The organism is Bacillus methanolicus MGA3 (assembly GCF_000724485.1).
In the GTDB taxonomy this organism is placed as follows: Bacteria; Bacillota; Bacilli; order Bacillales; family Cytobacillaceae; genus Bacillus_Z; species Bacillus_Z methanolicus_A.
The window spans coordinates 2,438,908-2,460,440 of record NZ_CP007739.1 but is presented as its reverse complement, the minus strand read 5'-3'; the positions used below and the strand labels follow the sequence as shown (position 1 = coordinate 2,460,440).

Annotated in this window: 18 protein-coding genes and 1 other annotated feature; of the genes, 15 read left to right on the top strand and 3 right to left on the bottom strand. The window is 39.1% G+C overall.

What is annotated here, in order from left to right; all coding sequences use genetic code 11:
- Positions 1-4: 4 nt before the first annotated feature.
- The 5 genes from queA to BMMGA3_RS11920 all read left to right on the top strand — a co-directional run bounded on the left by queA (position 5) and on the right by BMMGA3_RS11920 (position 4,645).
- Entirely contained in the window at positions 5-1,033 is a 1,029-nt protein-coding gene (gene queA, locus BMMGA3_RS11940) for a tRNA preQ1(34) S-adenosylmethionine ribosyltransferase-isomerase QueA (RefSeq protein WP_004436004.1), read from the top strand.
- Positions 1,034-1,072: 39 nt separating this feature from the next.
- The gene (gene tgt, locus BMMGA3_RS11935; protein ID WP_004436002.1) at positions 1,073-2,212 is read left to right on the top strand and encodes a tRNA guanosine(34) transglycosylase Tgt; all 1,140 of its coding nucleotides are present in this window, start codon (positions 1,073-1,075) and stop codon (positions 2,210-2,212) included.
- A 26-nt stretch (positions 2,213-2,238) separates the two neighbouring features.
- A complete protein-coding gene (yajC, locus tag BMMGA3_RS11930) occupies positions 2,239-2,520 on the top strand; it encodes a preprotein translocase subunit YajC (RefSeq protein ID WP_004435999.1) in 282 nt (93 codons plus the stop codon).
- A gap of 282 nt (positions 2,521-2,802) precedes the next feature.
- Positions 2,803-4,044 (top strand): MFS transporter, encoded by a 1,242-nt coding sequence (locus BMMGA3_RS11925; protein ID WP_004435997.1) that lies wholly within the window; start codon positions 2,803-2,805, stop codon positions 4,042-4,044.
- Positions 4,025-4,645 carry a TetR/AcrR family transcriptional regulator gene (locus BMMGA3_RS11920; protein ID WP_004435994.1) on the top strand — a complete coding sequence of 207 codons (621 nt, stop codon included), beginning with the start codon at positions 4,025-4,027 and terminating at the stop codon, positions 4,643-4,645. The genes BMMGA3_RS11925 and BMMGA3_RS11920 overlap by 20 nt, the downstream gene beginning before the upstream one ends.
- A gap of 189 nt (positions 4,646-4,834) precedes the next feature.
- Here the strand turns inward: BMMGA3_RS11920 and BMMGA3_RS11915 are convergent, their stop codons facing one another.
- The gene (locus BMMGA3_RS11915; RefSeq protein ID WP_081485679.1) at positions 4,835-5,272 is read right to left on the bottom strand and encodes a TIGR04086 family membrane protein; all 438 of its coding nucleotides are present in this window, start codon (positions 5,270-5,272) and stop codon (positions 4,835-4,837) included.
- 143 nt (positions 5,273-5,415) lie between these two features.
- Between BMMGA3_RS11915 and BMMGA3_RS11910 the strand changes: the two genes are divergently transcribed.
- Complete coding sequence (locus BMMGA3_RS11910) at positions 5,416-6,060, top strand: DUF421 domain-containing protein (protein ID WP_004435989.1); 645 nt, start codon at positions 5,416-5,418, stop codon at positions 6,058-6,060.
- A 67-nt stretch (positions 6,061-6,127) separates the two neighbouring features.
- Here the strand turns inward: BMMGA3_RS11910 and spoVB are convergent, their stop codons facing one another.
- Positions 6,128-7,690 (bottom strand): stage V sporulation protein B, encoded by a 1,563-nt coding sequence (gene spoVB, locus BMMGA3_RS11905; RefSeq protein WP_004435987.1) that lies wholly within the window; start codon positions 7,688-7,690, stop codon positions 6,128-6,130.
- A 134-nt stretch (positions 7,691-7,824) separates the two neighbouring features.
- Between spoVB and BMMGA3_RS11900 the strand changes: the two genes are divergently transcribed.
- The 7 genes from BMMGA3_RS11900 (at position 7,825) to dtd (ending at position 17,505) form a co-directional block, all read left to right on the top strand.
- Complete coding sequence (locus tag BMMGA3_RS11900; RefSeq protein ID WP_004435984.1) at positions 7,825-8,121, top strand: post-transcriptional regulator; 297 nt, start codon at positions 7,825-7,827, stop codon at positions 8,119-8,121.
- A 202-nt stretch (positions 8,122-8,323) separates the two neighbouring features.
- On the top strand, positions 8,324-10,591 hold the full coding sequence (gene secDF, locus BMMGA3_RS11895; protein ID WP_004435983.1) for a protein translocase subunit SecDF: 2,268 nt from the start codon (positions 8,324-8,326) through the stop codon (positions 10,589-10,591).
- 115 nt (positions 10,592-10,706) lie between these two features.
- On the top strand, positions 10,707-11,606 hold the full coding sequence (locus BMMGA3_RS11890; protein WP_004435981.1) for a cation diffusion facilitator family transporter: 900 nt from the start codon (positions 10,707-10,709) through the stop codon (positions 11,604-11,606).
- Between the two features lie 145 nt (positions 11,607-11,751).
- Complete coding sequence (gene recJ, locus BMMGA3_RS11885; RefSeq protein ID WP_004435979.1) at positions 11,752-14,118, top strand: single-stranded-DNA-specific exonuclease RecJ; 2,367 nt, start codon at positions 11,752-11,754, stop codon at positions 14,116-14,118.
- Entirely contained in the window at positions 14,109-14,621 is a 513-nt protein-coding gene (locus BMMGA3_RS11880; RefSeq protein ID WP_004435977.1) for an adenine phosphoribosyltransferase, read from the top strand. The genes recJ and BMMGA3_RS11880 overlap by 10 nt, the downstream gene beginning before the upstream one ends.
- Before the next feature lie 236 nt (positions 14,622-14,857).
- A complete protein-coding gene (locus BMMGA3_RS11875; protein WP_004435976.1) occupies positions 14,858-17,053 on the top strand; it encodes a RelA/SpoT family protein in 2,196 nt (731 codons plus the stop codon).
- Positions 17,054-17,064: 11 nt separating this feature from the next.
- Complete coding sequence (dtd, locus tag BMMGA3_RS11870) at positions 17,065-17,505, top strand: D-aminoacyl-tRNA deacylase (RefSeq protein WP_004435972.1); 441 nt, start codon at positions 17,065-17,067, stop codon at positions 17,503-17,505.
- Positions 17,506-17,658: 153 nt separating this feature from the next.
- Here the strand turns inward: dtd and BMMGA3_RS11865 are convergent, their stop codons facing one another.
- Complete coding sequence (locus BMMGA3_RS11865; protein ID WP_004435970.1) at positions 17,659-19,431, bottom strand: N-acetylmuramoyl-L-alanine amidase family protein; 1,773 nt, start codon at positions 19,429-19,431, stop codon at positions 17,659-17,661.
- Positions 19,432-19,628: 197 nt separating this feature from the next.
- On the opposite strand from BMMGA3_RS11865, the gene BMMGA3_RS17950 reads away from it, so the two are divergent.
- Positions 19,629-19,805 (top strand): hypothetical protein, encoded by a 177-nt coding sequence (locus tag BMMGA3_RS17950; RefSeq protein WP_004435966.1) that lies wholly within the window; start codon positions 19,629-19,631, stop codon positions 19,803-19,805.
- 134 nt (positions 19,806-19,939) lie between these two features.
- Positions 19,940-20,177: a binding site (T-box leader), on the top strand.
- Between the two features lie 78 nt (positions 20,178-20,255).
- The gene (gene hisS / locus BMMGA3_RS11855; protein WP_004435963.1) at positions 20,256-21,527 is read left to right on the top strand and encodes a histidine--tRNA ligase; all 1,272 of its coding nucleotides are present in this window, start codon (positions 20,256-20,258) and stop codon (positions 21,525-21,527) included.
- Positions 21,528-21,533: the final 6 nt, after the last annotated feature.

The following is a 21,533-nucleotide window of genomic DNA, read 5'->3' as shown; positions in this document are numbered from 1 at the left end:
CAAAATGAAAGTAGAATTATTTGATTTTAACCTTCCTGAAGAGCTAATCGCTCAGACACCGTTAAAAAATCGTACGGACAGCAGATTAATGGTGTTAGATAAAGAGACAGGCGATGTCAAACATGATTTTTTCCGAAATATCAAGGAATATTTGAAGGCAGGAGACTGTCTTGTATTAAATGATACCAAAGTCCTTCCTGCGAGACTGTTCGGTTTAAAAGCAGATACAGGGGCTAAAGTGGAAGTTTTGTTATTGAAACAACAGGATGGAGATCGCTGGGAAACGCTCGTAAAACCAGCTAAGCGCGTAAAGGAAGGAACACGCATCAAATTCGGCGATGGCGTTCTTTCTGCTGTTTGTGTCGGAACGACAGAGCATGGAGGAAGGATATTTGATTTTCATTATGACGGGATTTTTTATGAAGTGCTCGAAAAACTCGGAGAAATGCCTCTTCCTCCTTATATAAAAGAACAGCTTGAGGATAAAGACCGTTACCAAACAGTTTATGCCCGGGAAAGAGGTTCAGCTGCTGCACCGACGGCAGGGCTCCATTTTACAGAAGAGCTTTTGGAAGAACTAAAGGAGATGGGGGTGCATCTTGCTTTTATTACACTCCATGTAGGCCTTGGAACCTTCCGGCCGGTAAGTGTTGAGGATGTCGATAAACACGAAATGCATTCTGAGTTCTATCAAATGTCTGAAGGAACAGCCGCGTTATTAAACGAAGTTCGAAAACAAGGCGGAAGAATTATCACAGTCGGAACAACCTCAACGAGAACGTTGGAAACGATTGCTTTTGCCCACAATGGCCAATTTGTGGCTGAAAGTGGCTGGACAAATATATTCATCTATCCCGGATATGATTTTAAAGCGATTGATGGTATGATCACAAATTTTCACTTGCCTAAATCAACACTGATCATGCTTGTTTCTGCTCTTGCTGGCAGGGAGAATGTTCTTCGTGCCTATAACATTGCAGTTAAGGAAAAATACCGTTTTTTTAGCTTTGGAGACGCAATGTTAATACTTTAATCACTAGAATTTAGATGTAAATTGGAAGGAGAACAGATTTTGACTGCGATTCGATTTGAATTGATCAAAACAGATAAACAAACGGGAGCTCGGTTAGGGCGCGTCCATACACCGCATGGCTCTTTTGATACTCCCGCATTTATGCCGGTAGGAACGCTGGCAACAGTTAAAACGATGGCGCCTGAAGACCTGAAAGAAATGGGAGCAGGCATTATTTTAAGCAACACGTATCATTTATGGCTTCGCCCTGGGCACGATATTGTGGAAGAAGCCGGCGGTTTGCATAAATTCATGAATTGGGATCGTGCTATTTTAACTGATTCCGGCGGGTTTCAGGTGTTTAGTTTAAGTGAGTTCCGAAAAATAGAAGAGGAAGGGGTATACTTCCGAAACCACCTAAATGGAGACAAATTGTTTTTATCACCTGAAAAAGCGACGGAAATTCAAAATTCCCTCGGTTCTGATATTATGATGGTATTTGATGAATGCCCTCCATTTCCGGCGACCTTTGAGTATATGAAAAAATCGGTGGAACGGACTTCTCGATGGGCGGAACGCTGCTTAAAAGCTCACAAACGTCCAAATGATCAAGGACTGTTCGGAATTGTTCAAGGAGGAGAATACGAGGAGTTAAGAAGGCTTAGTGCACGGGATTTAGTTTCGCTTGATTTTCCGGGTTATGCGATCGGTGGATTGTCGGTGGGAGAACCAAAGGATGTAATGAACCGTGTTCTCGAATTTACGACTCCGCTCTTGCCTGCGAATAAACCGAGATATTTGATGGGTGTCGGTTCGCCGGATTCGCTGATTGATGGAGCGATTCGTGGAATTGATATGTTTGACTGCGTACTGCCGACCCGAATCGCCCGAAATGGTACATTAATGACAAGTGAAGGCCGGCTTGTAGTGAAGAACGCTAAGTATGCCCGTGATTTTAACCCGTTGGATCCAAATTGTGACTGCTATACTTGTCGCAATTATACACGTGCGTATATTCGCCATTTGATCAAAAGTGAGGAGACATTTGGTATTCGCCTAACAACTTACCACAATTTATATTTTCTGCTAAAATTAATGGAGCAAGTCAGACAAGCGATCCGCGAAGATCGGCTTGGAGACTTTCGAGAAGAGTTTTTTGAAAAATACGGTTTCAATAAACCGAATGCTAAAAACTTTTAAATTCAAGTTTCTAGGGAGGAAAAAGAATGCAATTAATCAGTTCTTTAGGTCCGATTTTGTTAATGTTTTTAATTTTTTACTTTTTAATAATCCGCCCGCAGCAGAAACGCCAAAAAGCGATTCAGCAAATGCAAAACGATTTGAAAAAAGGTGATAAAATTGTGACGATTGGCGGCCTTCATGGAATCGTCGATGCACTTGACGAAGATACGATCGTTATTAAATGCGGAGATGGAAGCCGTCTTACATATGACCGTACTGCAGTTCGCGAAGTAACCCAGCCGGCAGGCGAAGGAACAGCAAAATAAAGAAGAAGAGACTGTAATCAAGAAAAAAATTTAAAAAGCTTAAAAAAGTTAAAGGTAAGCACATATTAGGCATGTTTAACATGTTTAATATGATTGCTTACCTTTTGTTGTTTGGACATGAATGATCAATGGGTTGCATCAAATGTAAATCGGCGGCTGAACATATGAAAAGAGAAGAAAAAATATAAAAATGCCCTCTTAACAAAAAATGGTTGAAAACGACATTTGTGTCGTTTATAATAAAGACAACGACGTCGTTATTTTTTATAAGAGGTGATATTCATGAATCAAAAAAAACAAATATGGAAAAACCGTTCTTTCCTTTTTTTAATTACAGCTCAATTAGCCTCAGCACTTGGTGAAGGTATTGTAATTTTAGCTTTACTTGCTTTATTTGGTTTTGAAAAAGATGCGACACCATTGGAAATGGCTATGGTCGTTTTGGCAACAAGTGTTCCTACTGTTGTATTTGGCCCGATAGCAGGTTTGTTTGCTGATCGACTTGAAAGAAAGACTTTAATGATGTTGTCGGATATCGCTCGTGCAGTGATTATGTTTTCTATCGTGTTTACTACTGACACGTGGCAAATTTATCTTCTGCTTGTACTAAAAGGAACCTTTGAAGCTATTTTTACTCCGGCCAAAAATGGAAAATTACGTGAGATAGTATCTGTTGAACATATGGATCAAGCAGTTGGAATTAGCACCGTTATTGATTATGGCTGCCGAATTATTGGTCCGGCTGTGGGAGGTGTACTTGTTGCAGTATTTGGAACTATGTCTGCATTTTATATGAATGCAGGAGGATTTTTACTTTCTGCATTGTTATTGTTAGGAGTTCCAAAGCGCCCAGAAAAATATCGCGGAGAAAATAAATCAGACGACATTCCTCTACTGATGCAGATGAAAGAAGGTTTTTCCTTTATCAAAAGATCCTCCTTTTTGATGTATGGAACTTTTGTATTTAGTATATCGATGTTTGTTATAACTTTAGCTGATGCACAGCTCATTACATTGTTTCGCCTGATTCCAGGTGGGACGACAGAGTTATTTGGTGTCATTATGGGAGCAACAGGACTGGGGACTCTTGCAGTAGCGGGATGGCTAAGCAGCCGAAGCGGTGTTCCTGCGATCCCGGCCATGTCCATTGGATCGATTGGCATTGGAATTGCATTTGGTTTATTGGCCGGCTTTACACAAATTCAATTGGGATTGATATGGATTTGGTGTCCGTTGCTTGCCTTGTTGGGTGGTGGAATGGCTGGTGCAGTGATTGTACCATTTCAAGCAACTGCCCAGAAGAAAACACCGGAGAATTTAACGAGTCGGGTATTTGGCGTGATCAATAGCGCAAGTACATTTGCAACCATTGTCGGTCCTTTGAGTGGAGGCATTTTAGCTACTTTCTTTGGAATAATCCCCGTTTTTATCGTTTCTGGCGGTTTACTGCTGGTTGTTGGTTTGTTATTGTTAAGCAATAGAAAAATGGAAATGGAGGAGTCAGATGTCACCGAAAGTTTCTGAAGAACATCGTGAATATCGCCGTCGCAAGATATTAGAGGCAGCTATTCGTGTTTTTAAAAGAAAAGGATATGAAAAGACAACTATGCAAGATATCGTTGATGAATCAGGCATGAGCCGGGGAGGGGTCTATTTATATTTTTCCAATCGCGAAGATCTGTTTAAAGAATTAATCCATTTTATTGATAAGCAACAAGAAGAAGAGATTGATCTTTTGTATCATGATGTTTCATCTATTTGGGAAGGAGTACTTCAGTTTTTGGAGTCTCAGGAACAAGAAATTATGGAAGTAGATGAAAGCTTGATTCCAGTAATTCTTGAGTATTACATGATTGATTTGCGTGAAAAGACCAAAGATGCTTTTTTATTCAATCGCTATCAAAAAGCGGTGAAAGTAGTTGAACTTTTGTTTCAAAAAGGAGTCGTCCATGGGGAATTTAAGCCCGTGATTCCTATTTCTGAAGTTGCACGTTTTGTAGTGGCCTTTTTAGATGGATTGATTATGGAAGCAATTTATTTAGGTACAGAAGAAGTAAAAATAAAACAACAGATGAATACCTTGCGTCATATGCTAAAAAACTTGTTAGGAGTAAAGCAGAATTAATTCAGGCCGGTAAGGATTGTATTAGCTCATTGCTTGCTGCTGTTCTTTTCAAGGCTTGGCAGTATCGGGTTTCCTATGATAGTGGGAATTGTGGCAGCCAATGGAATTGTTCATGAAAAAGAGGATATATGTTCATATGTTGAACATATATCCTCTAACCATTATAGTACAGTTAAGTTTATTGCTTTTTTATGAATTTCTTGTTTTTGACGACAAATTTACCCCGAGAATTCCCCCCATCATCGCCACAAGGGTATAACAGATATGATAAATAACTTGTTTCAATGTAAACAGACTATCCAAGCCAAGAAATTGGAACAAGAAGACGATTAGTGAATATACAAGGCCTGTTAAGCCCCCGAGCAGCCACCCTTTTTGCTTCCCTTTTCCCCCTGAAATAAAACCGCCGAGAAATAGTGTAGTAAAGGATATGATCGTTACAATCGTTTGGATTCCGGACTCTTGAGCAGAAGTGAACCGCAAAATAAGGGAAAAGATAAAGCTGCTTATTATCGCAAATAAGAATATTCCGATAACCCCGTACAAAACAGCCGTACCGAAACTTTTTGTCTCTATTTTCACCCTCTCCTTTTCCATGCCGACTGGCAATATATCAAGCCGCTTCATGTAAACAACTTGTTTCTAGTACATGCTTATTCAAGAAAAACAGAATTAGAATAAAAACTTATCTGAATTGCCAAAACCTGCACATAATACTTTTGTCTTTTCGGCAAAAAATAAATTTGAATGCCTTGAAGGGAGTGCCTGATATGGAAGAATACATTCTCATTACATTTCGAACATTATTCGTTTACGGTTTGATTTTGCTTATTTTTCGGCTGATGGGCAAAAGGGAAATTGGTGAATTGAGCGTCTTAGATCTCGTCGTAAATATTATGGTTGCGGAGTTGGCGGTTGTGGCGATTGAAAATACGAAGGATCCTCTTAGCCATACTGTACTGCCGATGGGATTATTAATGATTGTCCAATTTGTTCTTGCGTTCCTTTCGTTAAAAAGTAAGAAATTTCGGGATATCGTTGATGGCATGCCAACGGTTATTATTAATAAAGGAAAAATTGACGAAGAAGCAATGAGGAAATACCGGTATAATTTTGATGATTTGATGCTGCAATTAAGGGAAAATAAAATTCAAAATATCGCCGATGTCGAATTTGCGATTTTAGAGCCGTCTGGAAACCTTTCGGTCTTTGAGAAAAAAGATAGTAAAGGGAATATTACGATGCCGCTTATTATTGACGGGGCCATTCAGGAAGAAAACTTAAGAAATATTAATAAAACAAATTTATGGCTTCGACAGGAATTGCGCAACATGGGCTATAAGGATATAAAAGAGATTTCATTTTGCAGCTTTCAGGATGGACAGTTTTTTATTGATCTTAAGGATCAGAAATAAAGTTAACTTAATTATTTTTGAAAAACCACCAAAAAAGCACGCTGAACGATTCACACGTGCTTTTATTTTATCTGAAAGATAGTTTCGAAAGAGGCTTTCCTATCCATGGGATACGTTTTATTTCATCGCCTTTTAATAATCCAAATAATAACAGAAGAATAAAGTAGATGAATGTCATTCCGGTTGCTGAAGCCATTACTTTAAGAAAAAGCGGAGATCCCAGGAAACTGTTTTCCATCAGCCAATAGCCGCACCATCCCGTAGCTCCCATAACAATAAATGTTTTTATGTAATCACGAATGAAAAATGTGAATGAAATCGCTTTAATAACTGTTGCACAGTGGAGCATTGTGACAAGAACAAATCCAACAACGATTCCTAAAGCCGCACCGTAAATACCGAACCCTGGCTGGCTTGCCAAAAGAAAAATAACAGCAATTTTTACTACATTTCCAATTAAACTGTTGATCATGGCCGCCCTTGCAAGGTCCAGTGCTTGAAGAACTGCTTGCAAGGGGCCTTGGTAATAGTAGAACAAAAAGAAAGGAGCCAAAAGTTTAATAAATGGAGCACCGCTTTTTGAACCGTACATGACTTGCATCAGTTCTTCCGCTAAAACGTAAAGAACAACAACAGCAAGTCCGCCTGTTATTAATGAAAATCGGAGCGATTGTTGAACACGATATTCAATTAGGCGCGAATTATTTTGCGAATTTGCTTCACTGATTGCGGGTACAAGTGAGGTTGCTAAAGAATACGTAATAAAAGACGGCAAAAGCAAAAGCGGCAACGCATACCCAGTTAAAGCTCCATACTGTTTTGTAGCATCCACAGCTGCTACACCGGCAAGCGCCAGGCTGTGTGAGACAACGATAGGTTCAAGAAACCAGGACACATTTCCGATTAGCCGGCTTCCAGTCGTTGGAAGTGCAACATTCATCAGTTCGTAAAACGTTGCTTTTCCTGATTGAATATACGAAAAAAACTTTTTTCTGAGTGGAAAGCGCTTTTTAAGTTTAAAGGTTGTCATTAAAAAAACGAGAGAAACCAATTCACCGATGACAGACGCAAACATAGCTGCTGCTGCTGCATATTCAATTCCAAAAGGAATAAATGTTTTTGTTAATACTGCAATAAGAGCTATTCGAATAATTTGCTCCAGAATTTGCGAATAGGCTGCCGGTTTCATATTTTGCCTTCCCTGAAAATAGCCGCGGATGACGGATGAAACGGCAACGATCGGAACAATCGGTGCAATTGCCAGCAAAGGATAAATTGTGCGCGAATCGGTAAAAAGAGTTTCAGATAAATAAGGAGCCAAGATGATAAGCGACGGAGTAAAAATAACTGATAATGATACAGTTGTTGCTAATGAAACAACGAGAATTTTTTTTACCTTTTGAAAGTCCCCTTTTGCTTCTGCCTCCGCTACGTTTTTTGAAATGGCAACAGGCAGCCCAAGCTGAGTAATGGCTATCACAAGCATAAGAGTCGGAAATGCCATCATATAAAGCCCAACGCCTTCTTCGCCGATGAAACGGGCAATGACAATCCGATTGATAAAGCCTAAAACTCTTGTCACTAAACCCGCTATTAATAAAATAATCGTTCCCTTAAGAAACTTAGACATCCTTTTCCCTGCCTTCTCAAAATACGTGTAATCATATACAATTATCTATATGCAAATAAGTGGACAAAGCATGACAAGGACCGGGTATTTTTAGTATAAGAATCGATAAGATCAAGGCGAGGAGGCTGCTATATATGAATGTCGGCCATGAATATGATCGTTTTCGCACATTAGTAAAACCTGCATTGGAAAGCAAATTGAACGAATTTCGATTGCTCGGTTATGAAAAAATTACCGAACAGGAATTATGGGACTTTTTAACAAAAAAGAAATGGAAGAAAGTTCGGGAGGAAATCCATCTCTATCAAATTGTTCAGGAAATCTTGTCTGTCCAAGTGAACGAATATATGAATTTTGCTACTGTTGAAGCTTTTAAACTGACTGATTTTGATATAAATAGTGAGGAATCTAGAAAAGAACTTTTGAAATAATATTTCTTATTTGATAATGAATTTAAAATAAATGAGATAAATTGACAGCGATTCTATTCTGTTTCATAATAAAAACGTTGACCTTGTTAAATATTTAACAAATTTTTCTTTTAGCTTTATAACGGAAAAGTTTAGCCCTCGCCAGATGCGAAGGTTTTTACGTTTTCTTTGGCGGCTTAGAATTAAGGAGGATTTATACATAATGGTAAAAAAAGGTCCCATCGTTGCTTTTCTTATCTTTATTGTCGTATTTGGTACTATCATGGGAGCAACGACAAAAAACATTTTGGATAATATTAAACTCGGGCTTGATCTTCAAGGCGGATTTGAAATTTTATATGAAGTCAGTCCTGCGGAAAAGGGACAAAAAATTGATGAAAAAGTTCTTGCCAGCACCGCTGAAGCACTTGATAAACGTGTAAATGTGCTTGGTGTCAGTGAACCGAATATTCAAACAGAGGGAAATAACCGAATTCGCGTTCAGCTTGCAGGGGTAAAGGACCAAAATAAGGCCCGAAAAATTTTGTCAACAGAAGCAAACCTATCATTTCGCGATGTAAATGATAAAAAATTGCTGGATGGTTCAGACCTTGCAGAGGGCGGGGCAAAGCAAACATTTGACGATCAGGGAAGACCGTGTGTTTCTTTGAAGTTAAAAAGCGCTGAGAAATTTAAGGAAGTAACACAAAAAATTGTAAACATGGGAGAGGGAAAGAATTTTCTCGTTATCTGGCTTGATTTTGAGGAAGGAAAAGATTCCTTTAATGCGGAAGTGATGAAAAAACATCCTAAATTCTTATCGGCTCCGCGTGTAGAACAGGTATTTAACCAGGATACCGTACAAATTGTCGGAAATTTTACGATTGAAGAAGCGAAAACGCTAGCATCACTGTTAAATGCCGGTGCTTTGCCTGTGAAGCTGAATGAGATTTATTCTACCTCTGTCGGTGCACAATTCGGGGAACAGGCGTTGCAAAAAACAGTAATTGCCGGTATTATTGGGGTTCTGGCAGTTTACTTGTTTATGATTTTCTATTATCGCTTTCCTGGATTCATTGCAGCAATTACATTAACCGTATTTAATTACTTGACTCTTCTAATATTTGACTGGATGCACGTTGTTTTAACCTTGCCGGGCATCGCTGCATTGATCCTTGGTGTCGGGATGGCTGTAGATGCCAATATCATCACTTATGAACGTATTAGAGAAGAAATCAAGGTTGGACGGTCGATCAAAGCAGCGTTTAAAGCAGGAAACCAAAATTCAATATCAACTGTTACCGACGCGAACCTTACAACACTTCTAGCCGGAGTGGTCTTATTCTTCTATGGAACAAGCTCTGTAAAAGGATTTGCGACGAGCTTAATTATCAGTATTTTAATAAGTTTTATCACAAATGTATATTTGTCAAGATGGCTGCTTGGATTATGGGTTGACAGCGGGATTCTCAAGAACAAGCCCGGCTGGTTTGGAGTTAAGAAAAGTGAGATTAGGGATATCTCGGAGAATATCGTTACCCTTGACTTGCCAACAAAATTTGACAGATTCGACTTTGTCAAATACCGCAGAAAATTCTTTCTCGTATCGGGAATTCTTTTGGCAGCTGGGATTATCGTTCTCTCTGTATTCCGATTAAATCTCGCAATTGATTTTACTAGCGGTACCCGGGTGGAGCTCCTTTCAAAAAAACCTTTATCAACTGAAAAGATTTCAGCTGAGCTGAAAAAATTAAATCTCCAAACAGATGATATTGTCTTATCTGGTGAAAATAAAAATATAGGTGTTGCACGATTTAAGGGAGTTTTATCGAAAGAAGAAATTTCTAAATTAAAAATGCATTTTGATAAAACATTAAAAGCAGATACAACTGTCAGCACTGTTACTCCTACAGTTGGGAAGGAACTTGCTAAAAATGCTCTTGTTGCATTAATGATTTCCTCTTTGGGGCTTATCGTTTTTGTAACGTTCCGATTTGAGCTGCCAATGGCAGTTTCTGCAGTAATTGCATTATTATATGCTACATTCTTTGTTGTTCCGTTTTTCAGTGTTACGCGTCTGGAAGTAGATATTACATTTATTGCAGCCTTATTAACAATTGTTGGTTACTCGATAAATGATACAATCGTAACATTTGACCGGATGCGCGAGAATATGCAGAAAAGGATGCGCCTGAAATCGTATGAAGACATCGTGAATGTCGTTAATACAAGTATCCGGCAAACTCTTGGACGTTCTGTCAATACTGTGTTAATGGTTATTCTTACAGTTATCGCACTGTTGATTTTCGGAAGTGAATCGATCCGCCCGTTTTCGATCGCATTGGTCGTTGGTCTAGTGGTAGGAACTTATTCATCGATTTTCATTGCCGCACAATTATGGGTTGAATGGAAATATAAAGAACTTAAGAAAAAAGGTGTCCTTATTACTTACAAAGAAAAAAGAAAGTTTTCAGATGAACCTCAAGTATAAAGTGAAACTTCCATGAAGGATAAACCGCGGATTTTCTGCGGTTTATTTTTTTGTACTTCTGATCGTTTTTCTGGGCAAAATAGGTTCAAGTTTAGGTAGGGAAGGAAGTTTAACATTGGAAAAAGTAGAACGTTTTAAAAAAGCTGAGTTTGCTGCAATTGTAGGGGTTGCAGGGAACATTTTATTAGCTATTGTAAAATCTGTGATAGGGATCTATGCCAACAGTAAAGCACTTATTGCCGATGCGGTGCATTCAGCCTCTGATATAGCCGGTTCGTTGGCTGTGTATATCGGATTACGGGCTGCCAAGAGACCGCCTGATGAAGATCACCCATATGGTCATGGGAAGGCAGAATCGATTGCAGCGATTATCGTAGCAATATTGCTCCTGCTTGCTGGAATTGAAATAGGCAAAAGTTCGGTTGAAGCTTTTTTTGATCCGATTGAACCGCCAAAAATGATTGCTGTAGCGGCAGTGATAATTTCAATCATCATAAAAGAGTGGATGTTTCGATATAAATACAATTTAGGAAAAAAGTTAAATAGTAATGCATTAATAGTTAACGCGTATGAGCACCGGTCAGATGTCTATTCTTCAATTGCTGCTCTAATCGGTATAGGGGCCTCGATCATTGGCGGAAAAATGGGGATTGATTGGCTCGAATATGCCGATCCTTTAGCAGGAGTCATTGTTTCTATGATGGTTCTTAAAATGGCCTGGAATCTCGGGAAAGAATCGATTCATAACACACTTGATCATGTGTTGCATGACGAGGATACCGAGGAACTTCGAAAAATCATAGAAAACGTGCCTGAAGTGAAGAAAATTGACATGCTGCATGCAAGAGAGCACGGTCATTACGTCATTATTGATCTGAAAATTTCAGTGGATCCGCTAATGACCGTTGAAGAAGGTCATCGGGTAGGTAAGAGAGTAAAGAAAAAGCTTCTGGATGTTGCCAATGTCCAAAATGTGCTAGTTCATATTAATCCATACAATGGAGATAATGACTAAGAAATCGAGCTGTCGTAAAGAGCTTTTCAGTTCTTGCACTTTTCTTTTAAGTATGTGAGTCGGACTGGCCTGACCGAGGCGCTTCAGCTTTTCGTTGAATCTGTTTGTCCCCTTTTGTATAATAGAAAAGCTAAGGGGTGAACGTATGTTAAAGTCAAAAACAAGGTGGGTTGTCCGCCAATCCGACCGGAAGAAAGCAGAAAAATTAATGCAAGAATTAAACATTACTCCCCTGGTAGCATCATTGCTAGTTAATCGCGGAATCGATACCGTGGAAAGTGCACGGTATTTTCTATTTCCAAAAGATCAGTCTTTTCATGATCCTTATTTATTTAAGGACATGGATAAAGCTGTAGAAAGGATTCGTCTGGCGATTGAAAGGCAAGAGCCGATATTAATATATGGCGATTATGATGCTGATGGAGTCAGCAGTACTTCTGTGATGATGATGACATTAAGAGATTTGGGTGCAAATGTTGACTTTTACATACCCAATCGTTTTTCTGAAGGATATGGTCCAAATGAAGCGGCTTTCAGACTGGCAGCAAAAAGAGGGTTTAAGCTCATAATCACGGTTGATACAGGTATTTCTGCCCTTCATGAAGCAAACGTTGCCAGTGAACTTGGAATCGATTTAATCATTACCGATCATCACGAACCGGGACCCGTACTTCCAAAAGCTTTGGCGATCATTCATCCAAAATTGAAAGACAGTACATATCCATTTCGTGAATTAGCTGGTGTAGGAGTAGCTTTTAAGCTTTCCCACGCGCTTTATGGACATGTGCCGGAACATTTTCTTGAAATTGTTGCAATTGGGACAATAGCAGACCTTGTTTCTCTTAAAGGAGAAAACCGCCTGATTGCCTATAAAGGAATACAACAACTAAAGGCAACGAAAAACATCGGACTACAAAGTCTGTTAAAATTAAGCGGCATTGAACCGGAATCGATTGATGAAGAAACGATCGGCTTTGTTATTGCACCGAGGCTCAATGCCGCCGGAAGGCTTGAAAGTGCAGAACCAGCAGTCGATTTATTATTGACTGATGATCAGGATAAAGCGGAAATGCTGGCGAAAAAAATCGACCTGTTAAATAAGGAACGGCAAGAGCTTGTTAATGCGATTACAGAAGAAGCTATAAAAGAAGTTGAAAGCTATTATCCGCCTGAAGAAAATCAAGTTCTTGTTATTGGAAAAGAAGGCTGGAATTCCGGAGTGATTGGAATTGTTGCTTCAAGACTAGTTGAGAAGTTTTATAGACCTGTGATTGTTTTTAGTTTTGATACAGAAAAAGGGTTGGCTAAAGGATCTGCAAGAAGCATAGATGGTTTTGATTTGTTCAAAAACCTTTCTGCATGCAGAGATATCTTGCCGCATTTTGGCGGCCATCCAATGGCAGCAGGAATGAATTTACATCTCAAAGATGTGGATGAGCTTCGTATCAGACTTAATGATCTGGCAAAAGAACAGTTGACAGAAGAAGATTTTATCCCGAAAACATATTTGGATGGTAAAATAGAATTAAGCGATATCCATTTAACCGCTATCGAACAAATGCAAATGCTTGCTCCTTACGGTGTGGACAATCCGAAACCGAAAGTGATGATCGAAAATGTAAATATCGCAGCCATTAGAAAAATCGGCTCGGACCAAAGCCATCTGAAAATAACAATTGAAAGTAATGGAGCATCGCTTGATGGCATTGGTTTTGGGTTGGGACATTATTATGAACATATTTCCCCTTTTTCCAAACTGTCGGTAATTGGAGAATTAGCCATTAATGAGTGGAACAATATTCGCAAACCGCAAGTTTTTCTTCAAGATTTGGCTGTTCAATCATGGCAGCTGTTTGATTTTCGCGGTTTAAAGCGTTTTGACAAATTAGCAGAGCTTGTACCGCGCGAAAATCGAAAATGGATCGTTTTTAACGAAGAAAACGTGCCAAAATTTAAAGGCATCCTAAATGATGAAATCTGTCTTATAACTTCGTGTGAAGATGCTATAAAAATGGAAGTTGACGGATTGAATCTCGTTTTGGCTGATCTGCCGCCATCCAAGAAAATCCTGGAACATCTTTTAGCCGGCAAAAAACCTGCCAGAATATATGCTCAATTTTATAAAGAAAACAGTGACTTTTTTAGCACCATGCCGACGAGGGACCATTTCAAATGGTTTTATGCTTTTTTAGCAAAAAAAGGAACGTTCGATCTTAAACGCCATGGGGACGATCTAGCTAAATACAGAGGCTGGACGAAAGAAACAATTGAATTTATGTCGCAGGTGTTTTTTGAACTGAAATTTGTTACAATAAACAATGGTTTTATAACATTAGAAAAAAATATTAGCAAACGGGATCTATCAGATTCAAAAACTTACCAGAAAAAGCTGGCGCAATTTACTCTGGAAAATGATTTATTATATTCATCGTTTCAGCAGTTAAAAGGCTGGTTCGACAAGCTCTTCCAAGAGTCAGTGAAAAATGAGGAGGCAATGAAAGAATGGATTTAAAACAATACGTTACGATCGTTCCCGATTGGCCTAAACCGGGCATTGAATTTAAAGATATTACTACATTAATGGATAATGGCGCTGCATATAAATATGCAACAGACCAGATTGTTGACTATGCACGCAAAAAGAATATTGATATTGTAGTAGGTCCTGAAGCAAGGGGCTTTATTATTGGCTGCCCTGTTGCTTATTCGTTGGGAGTCGGTTTTGCGCCTGTCCGCAAGGATGGAAAACTGCCTCGTGAAACAATAAAAGTCAAATATGGTCTTGAATACGGAGAAGACGTATTAACAATTCATAAGGATGCCATCAAACCCGGTCAGCGAGTCTTAATTACGGATGACTTGCTCGCAACTGGCGGTACAATTGAAGCGACCATTAAATTAGTTGAAAAGCTCGGCGGGATTGTAGCCGGAATCGCTTTTTTAATTGAGCTGACATACTTGGAAGGACGCAATAAGCTTAAAGGCTATGATATTTTAACTTTAATCCAGTTTTAACGATGGAAGAGAGCACTCGATTCGAAGTGCTCTTTTTACTTATTGCTGTATAAAGAGTCATGGAAAATAGCAATTTTCGACACATTTTTTATTTTTGACATAAAAATTAAGATTCTTCCCTTTACATCTCACGTTTTTTTTTCGATAATAGTAAACAATCACAAGAAATCCTGAATGTTATTTAACACAATTTTATTCAAAGCTAAAATTACATGAAAGAAAACAAAGGTGATTCCATGGCGAATGATCAAGTGTTAACCGCCGAACAAGTCATCGATTGCACTCGAAAGTATTTAAATGAAGAGCATGTGAACCTTGTCAAAAAGGCTTACGAGTTTGCCCGAGCTGCTCATTCTGACCAATACAGGAAATCCGGAGAACCTTATATTATCCATCCAATCCAGGTGGCGGGAATTCTTGCTGATCTTGAGATGGATCCAATTACGGTTGCCGCCGGTTTTCTTCATGATGTTATCGAAGATACAGATGTAACATTAGAGGAAATGAGAGAAGCTTTTAACGATGAAGTGGCTATGCTTGTCGATGGCGTAACAAAGCTTGGAAAAATTAAATATAAATCTCACGAAGAGCAGCAAGCTGAAAACCACCGGAAAATGTTTGTGGCGATGGCTCAAGATATTCGTGTCATATTAATCAAACTTGCCGACCGCCTTCATAATATGAGGACACTTAAGCATTTGCCTCTTGAAAAACAGAGACGGATTTCGAATGAAACGCTGGAAATTTTTGCTCCGCTTGCACATCGTCTTGGAATTTCAAAAATAAAATGGGAACTCGAAGATACGGCATTAAGATATTTAAATCCGCAGCAATATTATCGGATTGTTAATTTAATGAAGAAAAAGCGGGCAGAAAGGGAGCAATATCTTGATGACGTTATTGAAGAGGTCCGTAATAGACTTAATGAAGTTTCTATTAAAGCGGAAATTTCCGGCCGGCCAAAGCATATTTACAGCATATATCGAAAGATGGCCCTTCAGAATAAGCAATTTAATGAAATTTACGATCTTCTCGCTGTCAGAATTGTCGTAAACAGCATTAAAGATTGTTATGCTGTTCTTGGCATCATTCATACTTGCTGGAAGCCAATGCCTGGGCGATTTAAAGATTATATTGCAATGCCGAAACCGAATATGTACCAATCACTTCATACGACAGTGATTGGCCCAAAAGGGGACCCTTTGGAAGTGCAAATTCGCACTTTTGAAATGCATCGAATAGCCGAATACGGGATTGCAGCTCACTGGGCATATAAAGAGGGGAAATCAGTAAACGAAAATTCTTCGTTTGAAGAAAAGCTTACATGGTTCCGTGAAATTCTCGAATTTCAAAATGATACTGCAAACGCAGAAGAATTTATGGAATCATTAAAAATTGATTTGTTTTCAGATATGGTTTTTGTTTTCACACCGAAGGGCGATGTCATTGAACTGCCTGCAGGTTCCGTTCCGATTGATTTTGCATACAGAATTCATTCCGAAATTGGAAATAAGACAATCGGCGCTAAAGTAAACGGGAAAATGGTTACACTTGATTATAAATTGCAAACGGGAGATATCGTTGAAATTTTAACCTCCAAACATTCCTATGGACCGAGCCAGGACTGGCTGAAACTTGCTCAAACATCACAGGCAAAAAATAAAATCCGCCAGTTCTTTAAAAAGCAGCGAAAAGAAGAAAATGTTGTAAAAGGAAGAGAAATGGTTGAGAAGGAAATCCGAAACATGGATTTCGATGTAAAAGAAATAATGACCGCCGAAAATATTAAGCGAGTTACAGAAAAATTTAATTTTGCCAATGAAGAGGATATGTATGCAGCAGTAGGGTACAACGGTATTACCGCTCTTCAAGTTGCGAATCGATTAACGGAAAAATGGCGGAAAAAACGCGACCTAGAACAGGTAAAAACTATTTCGAATGCGGTTAATGAATTAAAATCTTTTCCAACAGCCAAAAAACGAGAATCCGGTGTTCGCGTATCTGGTATTGACAATTTATTAATCCGGCTTTCGCGATGTTGTAATCCGGTTCCCGGAGATGAAATCGTCGGATTTATAACGAAAGGAAGAGGAGTTTCTGTTCACCGTTCCGATTGTCCGAATATTAATTCGGGAGATGCAAAGGAACGACTTATTCCGGTTGAATGGGAAACAGGACTTAATGATCGGAAAGAATATAATGTGGATATCGAAATAAGTGGATATGATCGGAGAGGACTTTTAAACGAGGTTCTTCAAGCTGTGAATGAAACAAAAACAAATATTTCCGCAGTTTCCGGAAAATCTGATCGAAATAAAGTTGCGACAATTATTATGTCCATTGCCATTCATAATGTCAGCCACCTTCAAAAGGTGGTAGATCGAATCAAACAAATTCCTGATATTTATGCAGTAAGAAGGATTATGAACTAAGGAGAGCAATCATGAGAGTTGTTGTGCAACGAAGCAAAGAAGCAAAAGTGACAGTAGACGGGAGTATCGTTGGAGAAATAAGCAAAGGGTTTGTTCTCCTTGTCGGAGTCACCCATCATGATAAGGAAGAAGATGCCCAATTCCTTGCCGACAAAATTGCTAATCTTCGAGTATTCGAGGATGAAAATGGAAAGATGAATTTATCGCTTTTGGATGTTGGCGGTGAAATCCTGTCTGTGTCTCAATTCACTTTGTACGGGGATTGCCGGAAAGGAAGGCGGCCTAACTTCATGGAAGCGGCAAAACCTGAACATGCCTTAAATATATACGAATCTTTTAACACGTTTCTCAGGGAAAAAGGACTAAAGGTGGAGACGGGAATATTCGGCGCGATGATGGATGTTCAGTTGATTAATGACGGACCGGTAACTTTGATAGTTGAAAGCAAATAGGATGATCATTAGAAAACAGAGAAATTGTAAATCGTTTCTTTGTTTTTTTACTTTCTTAAGATTAGAATAAATTTTTTTCTATAGATGGTTTTAATTCTAATAAGAGGCTGACCTGAAGGTAACATTTTTTTTACCTTCCGGTCGGCCTCTTTATTAATGAGTAAAGTATTTTGCCAGCCCTTGAAATATACCGGATGATACTGATTCTTGGTATTGTCCCGAGGTTACGAGCATTTCTTCTGCAGAATTGCTTAAATAGCCGAGCTCAAGAAGAATTGCATTTTTGTTTGTTTCCCTGATCACATAGTAATCGCCGAAACGGACGCCTCGATCTTTCATTTTTGTTTGACTGATTGTTGCTGAATGAACAGACTCCGCTAAAGGTTTTTGGAATGGGTAATAATAATAGCTTGTGATCCCGTGTATACTGTGGTCTGAATTGCTGTTATAGTGAATGCTGATAAATGCATCCGCATTTTGATACTTTGCAGTTCTGACCCGTGAGCTTAATGAGATGAATGTGTCATCATTTCTTGTAAGAATGACATTCGCGCCAGATGCTTTTAATTTGTCAAATAATAACTTTGCAGTTCTTAGTGTTAATTGTTTTTCCATTGTTCCTCTTGTTCCCGTCGTTCCATGATCCCGGCCTCCATGCCCCGGATCAAGAACAATCGTTTTATTTTTCAAATTTATCTCTGCCCCCGGTTTTACCACTTGCGGCGCGTTGCCTTTTACGCTGACGATCCATCCTGCAACAAAAGCTGTTGTTCCATTTTGAAGGCGAATTTTATACCAATCATTTTGCAAACTGACAACCTGAAATGTTTCTCCCTGGTTTGCCCGATAAACGACTTCTGTTTCCACACTTGGGCCTTTTCGCAGATTTGTTCCGTTTTGAAGTATGGTTATTGTACTGTTCCTTACTCTTTCTTCGTCAGGCTTAGTGCCTCCTGCTTCAGTTTTATTGAGAAACCAGTTGGCAACCCAGCCGTATTTTCCAGTCTTCCATTCAATTTTAGCCCAGTTATTTACCTCTTCATATATTTGGAAATTTTCTCCTTTTGAAACAGAGCCGATAATTTTGCTATTTAAATTTCCTTTTTCATGAACATATAAAGTTGTGGCAGTGACCGTTCCCTCAACACCAACAAGATTGGCAGAAGCTCCTGATGTCGATGCTTCCTGGCTGTCCTTTTGTTCAACTAGAACATATTGGCTGTTGACCCATGCTGTTTTCCCGGAAAATTTGATTTCCGTCCAGTCGCCGTTCTGTGAAAGAACCGTTACTTCTTCTCCTCTTTGGAGTTTTCCAAGAATACTTCCTTGAAATGAAGGAGTGTTTCGGACATTTAATGAGTCTACCGAAATTTTTCCAATATTTGTTTCCGGTGTATCAGGCTTCTCATTTTCAGTAGGATTTGTTTTTTGAAATCTAATATACTCCTTGGCAACCCAGCCTTGACCAAAAGCAGTTTGGACTTTTAACCAGTTTTCATTTGATTCAAGTATGGCCACAGCTTGTCCTTTATTTAGTGATCCGATGACTTGAAAGCCTGCTCCGGGTCCTTTCCGCACCCTTAATCCGTCCGTTGTTGCGGTTCCGTTGTTTTTTTGTATGGATTCACCAGCTGAGGAACTTGCGGATTGATTTTTTGCAACGAGCCACTTGGCAACCCACCCTTTTTGGCCGTTTAAGAGGTCAATTTCGATCCAATCCCCTTGTTCTTTTAGGAGTGGGTATGTATTTCCTTTATGAACTCTGGCTATAGCTTTATAGCTTAGGCCTGGGCCTTCCCTTATATTTATATTGTCATCAGAAATCGTGATGGAGCTTGATGTCGAGGCAGGAACAGGTGCAGGGCTGATTCCTCCAAGAAGCAGAATCAAGCAAATATGAAAAAAAACTGCTCTTTTTTTGAGCAAATAGCTCCCCCTCCATTCTCCTGTTATTTATTGTTATTTTAGCGGACACCCAAGGAAAAATCATCACTATTTGTTAATATCGTCCAATCATCCTATGTTTAAAAACAAATGATTAAAAATACAGAAAAAAGTACGATAAATTTCGCAGAAACATGGGAACAATAGGCAGTGACAAAAAAGAACAAAGGGTGATCGTGGTGAGATTCAGTGAAAAAGGGATGTCTGTAAGTTCAGGCGAAAGTCAAATTTTCGGTATTGATTTTCATGATTTTATTCAAAAAGAGCAAAATGCCAATATATACGAGTTAGCTTCTGAATTCGGTTTGTCAATCAGGGATGTAAAAACGCTGAAAAAAAGACTGGAGCGTTCATAAAAGATATTCCAAATTCCATTTGTTCGAATATCTACAATCCACATGAATTGAACCAATAGTGTGAAATAAGTTTTGGCTCTTGACATTCAATACGATGCTCCGTATGATTATATCAAAAAATGACATAAATTTTAGAACAACCGATGATGGAGAAAAGTAATTAAGACACACATGAAAAGAGAGGAAATGTCTTGGCTGAAAACATTTCTGCATGATGACTTAATGAAAGAACACTCCGTAGGTTTCTCTCTGAAAAAGGATTTGTCCTCTATTAGGAGAAGAACGTGTGCAGGCGTTAACTGCTAGAGTGGAAGTGCACTTTTGTACTTCAATTAGGGTGGCACCACGGGAAATTATACTCTCGTCCCTTGTTTTTTATTGAAACAAGGGAGCGGGGGTTTTTTATTTTCACTTATACATAACAAGAACAAACGAAAGAGGAGGAAGGTTATGTCAATCCGCATACCGAGAGGAACTCAGGATATTCTTCCTGGCCAGGTTGAAAAGTGGCAGTATATCGAAATGAAAGCAAGAGATTTATGCCGCAGATTTCAATATCAGGAAATAAGGACGCCTATTTTTGAACATACTGAATTGTTTCAAAGAGGTGTTGGAGATACAACAGATATTGTTCAAAAAGAGATGTACACATTTGAAGACAGAGGAAAAAGAAGCTTGACATTGCGTCCGGAAGGTACGGCCCCTGTTGTCCGGTCTTTTATAGAAAATAAAATGTACGGAAATGCCAGCCAACCTGTAAAGCTTTATTATATGGGTCCGATGTTTCGCTATGAACGACCGCAGGCAGGACGCTACCGCCAATTCGTGCAATTTGGAGTCGAAGCGATGGGAAGCGCCGACCCGGCGATTGATGCAGAGGTCATTTCCTTGGCCGTTTCTCTTTACAAAGAACTTGGTTTAAAGAAGTTAAAGGTTGTTTTAAACAGCTTGGGCGACAAAGAAAGCCGAAGCGCTCACCGCGAAGCATTAATAGCCCATTTTCAACCGCGAATCGGAGAATTTTGTTCTGATTGCCAAAACAGGCTGGAAAAAAACCCGATGAGGATTCTTGATTGTAAACAAGACCGTGACCATGAATTAATGAAAACGGCACCGTCGATTCTTGATTACTTGAATGATGAATCCCGAGCTTATTTTGAAAAAGTACAATCATACTTAACCGCCCTTAATATTGAATTTGTAGTAGATTCCAACCTAGTGCGCGGACTTGATTATTATAACCACACTGCTTTTGAAATTATGAGCGATGCAGAAGGGTTTGGTGCAATTACAACCTTATGCGGCGGCGGAAGATACAATGGTCTTGCAGAACAACTTGGCGGTCCGGAAACTCCCGGGATCGGATTTGCATTAAGCATTGAACGGCTTATTTCGGCACTCGATGCAGAAGGTATCACTCTTCCAGTTAATGAAACACTCGATTGTTATCTTGTTTCATTAGGTGAAGAGGCGAAAGATTATACAGTGCAGCTTCTTTACAAGTTAAGAAAAGAAGGGTTTTCCGCTGAAAGAGACTATCTTGACCGAAAAGTGAAAGCACAGTTTAAGGCTGCCGACCGATTAAATGCTAAATTTGTGGCCGTTTTAGGCGATGATGAACTAAAAGAAAACAAGATTAGTGTGAAAAATATGGAATCAGGTGAACAAGTGGAGCTTGACCTTGCTTCATTCGTTGAAAAATTTAAAGAGATTTATCAATAGAGGAGG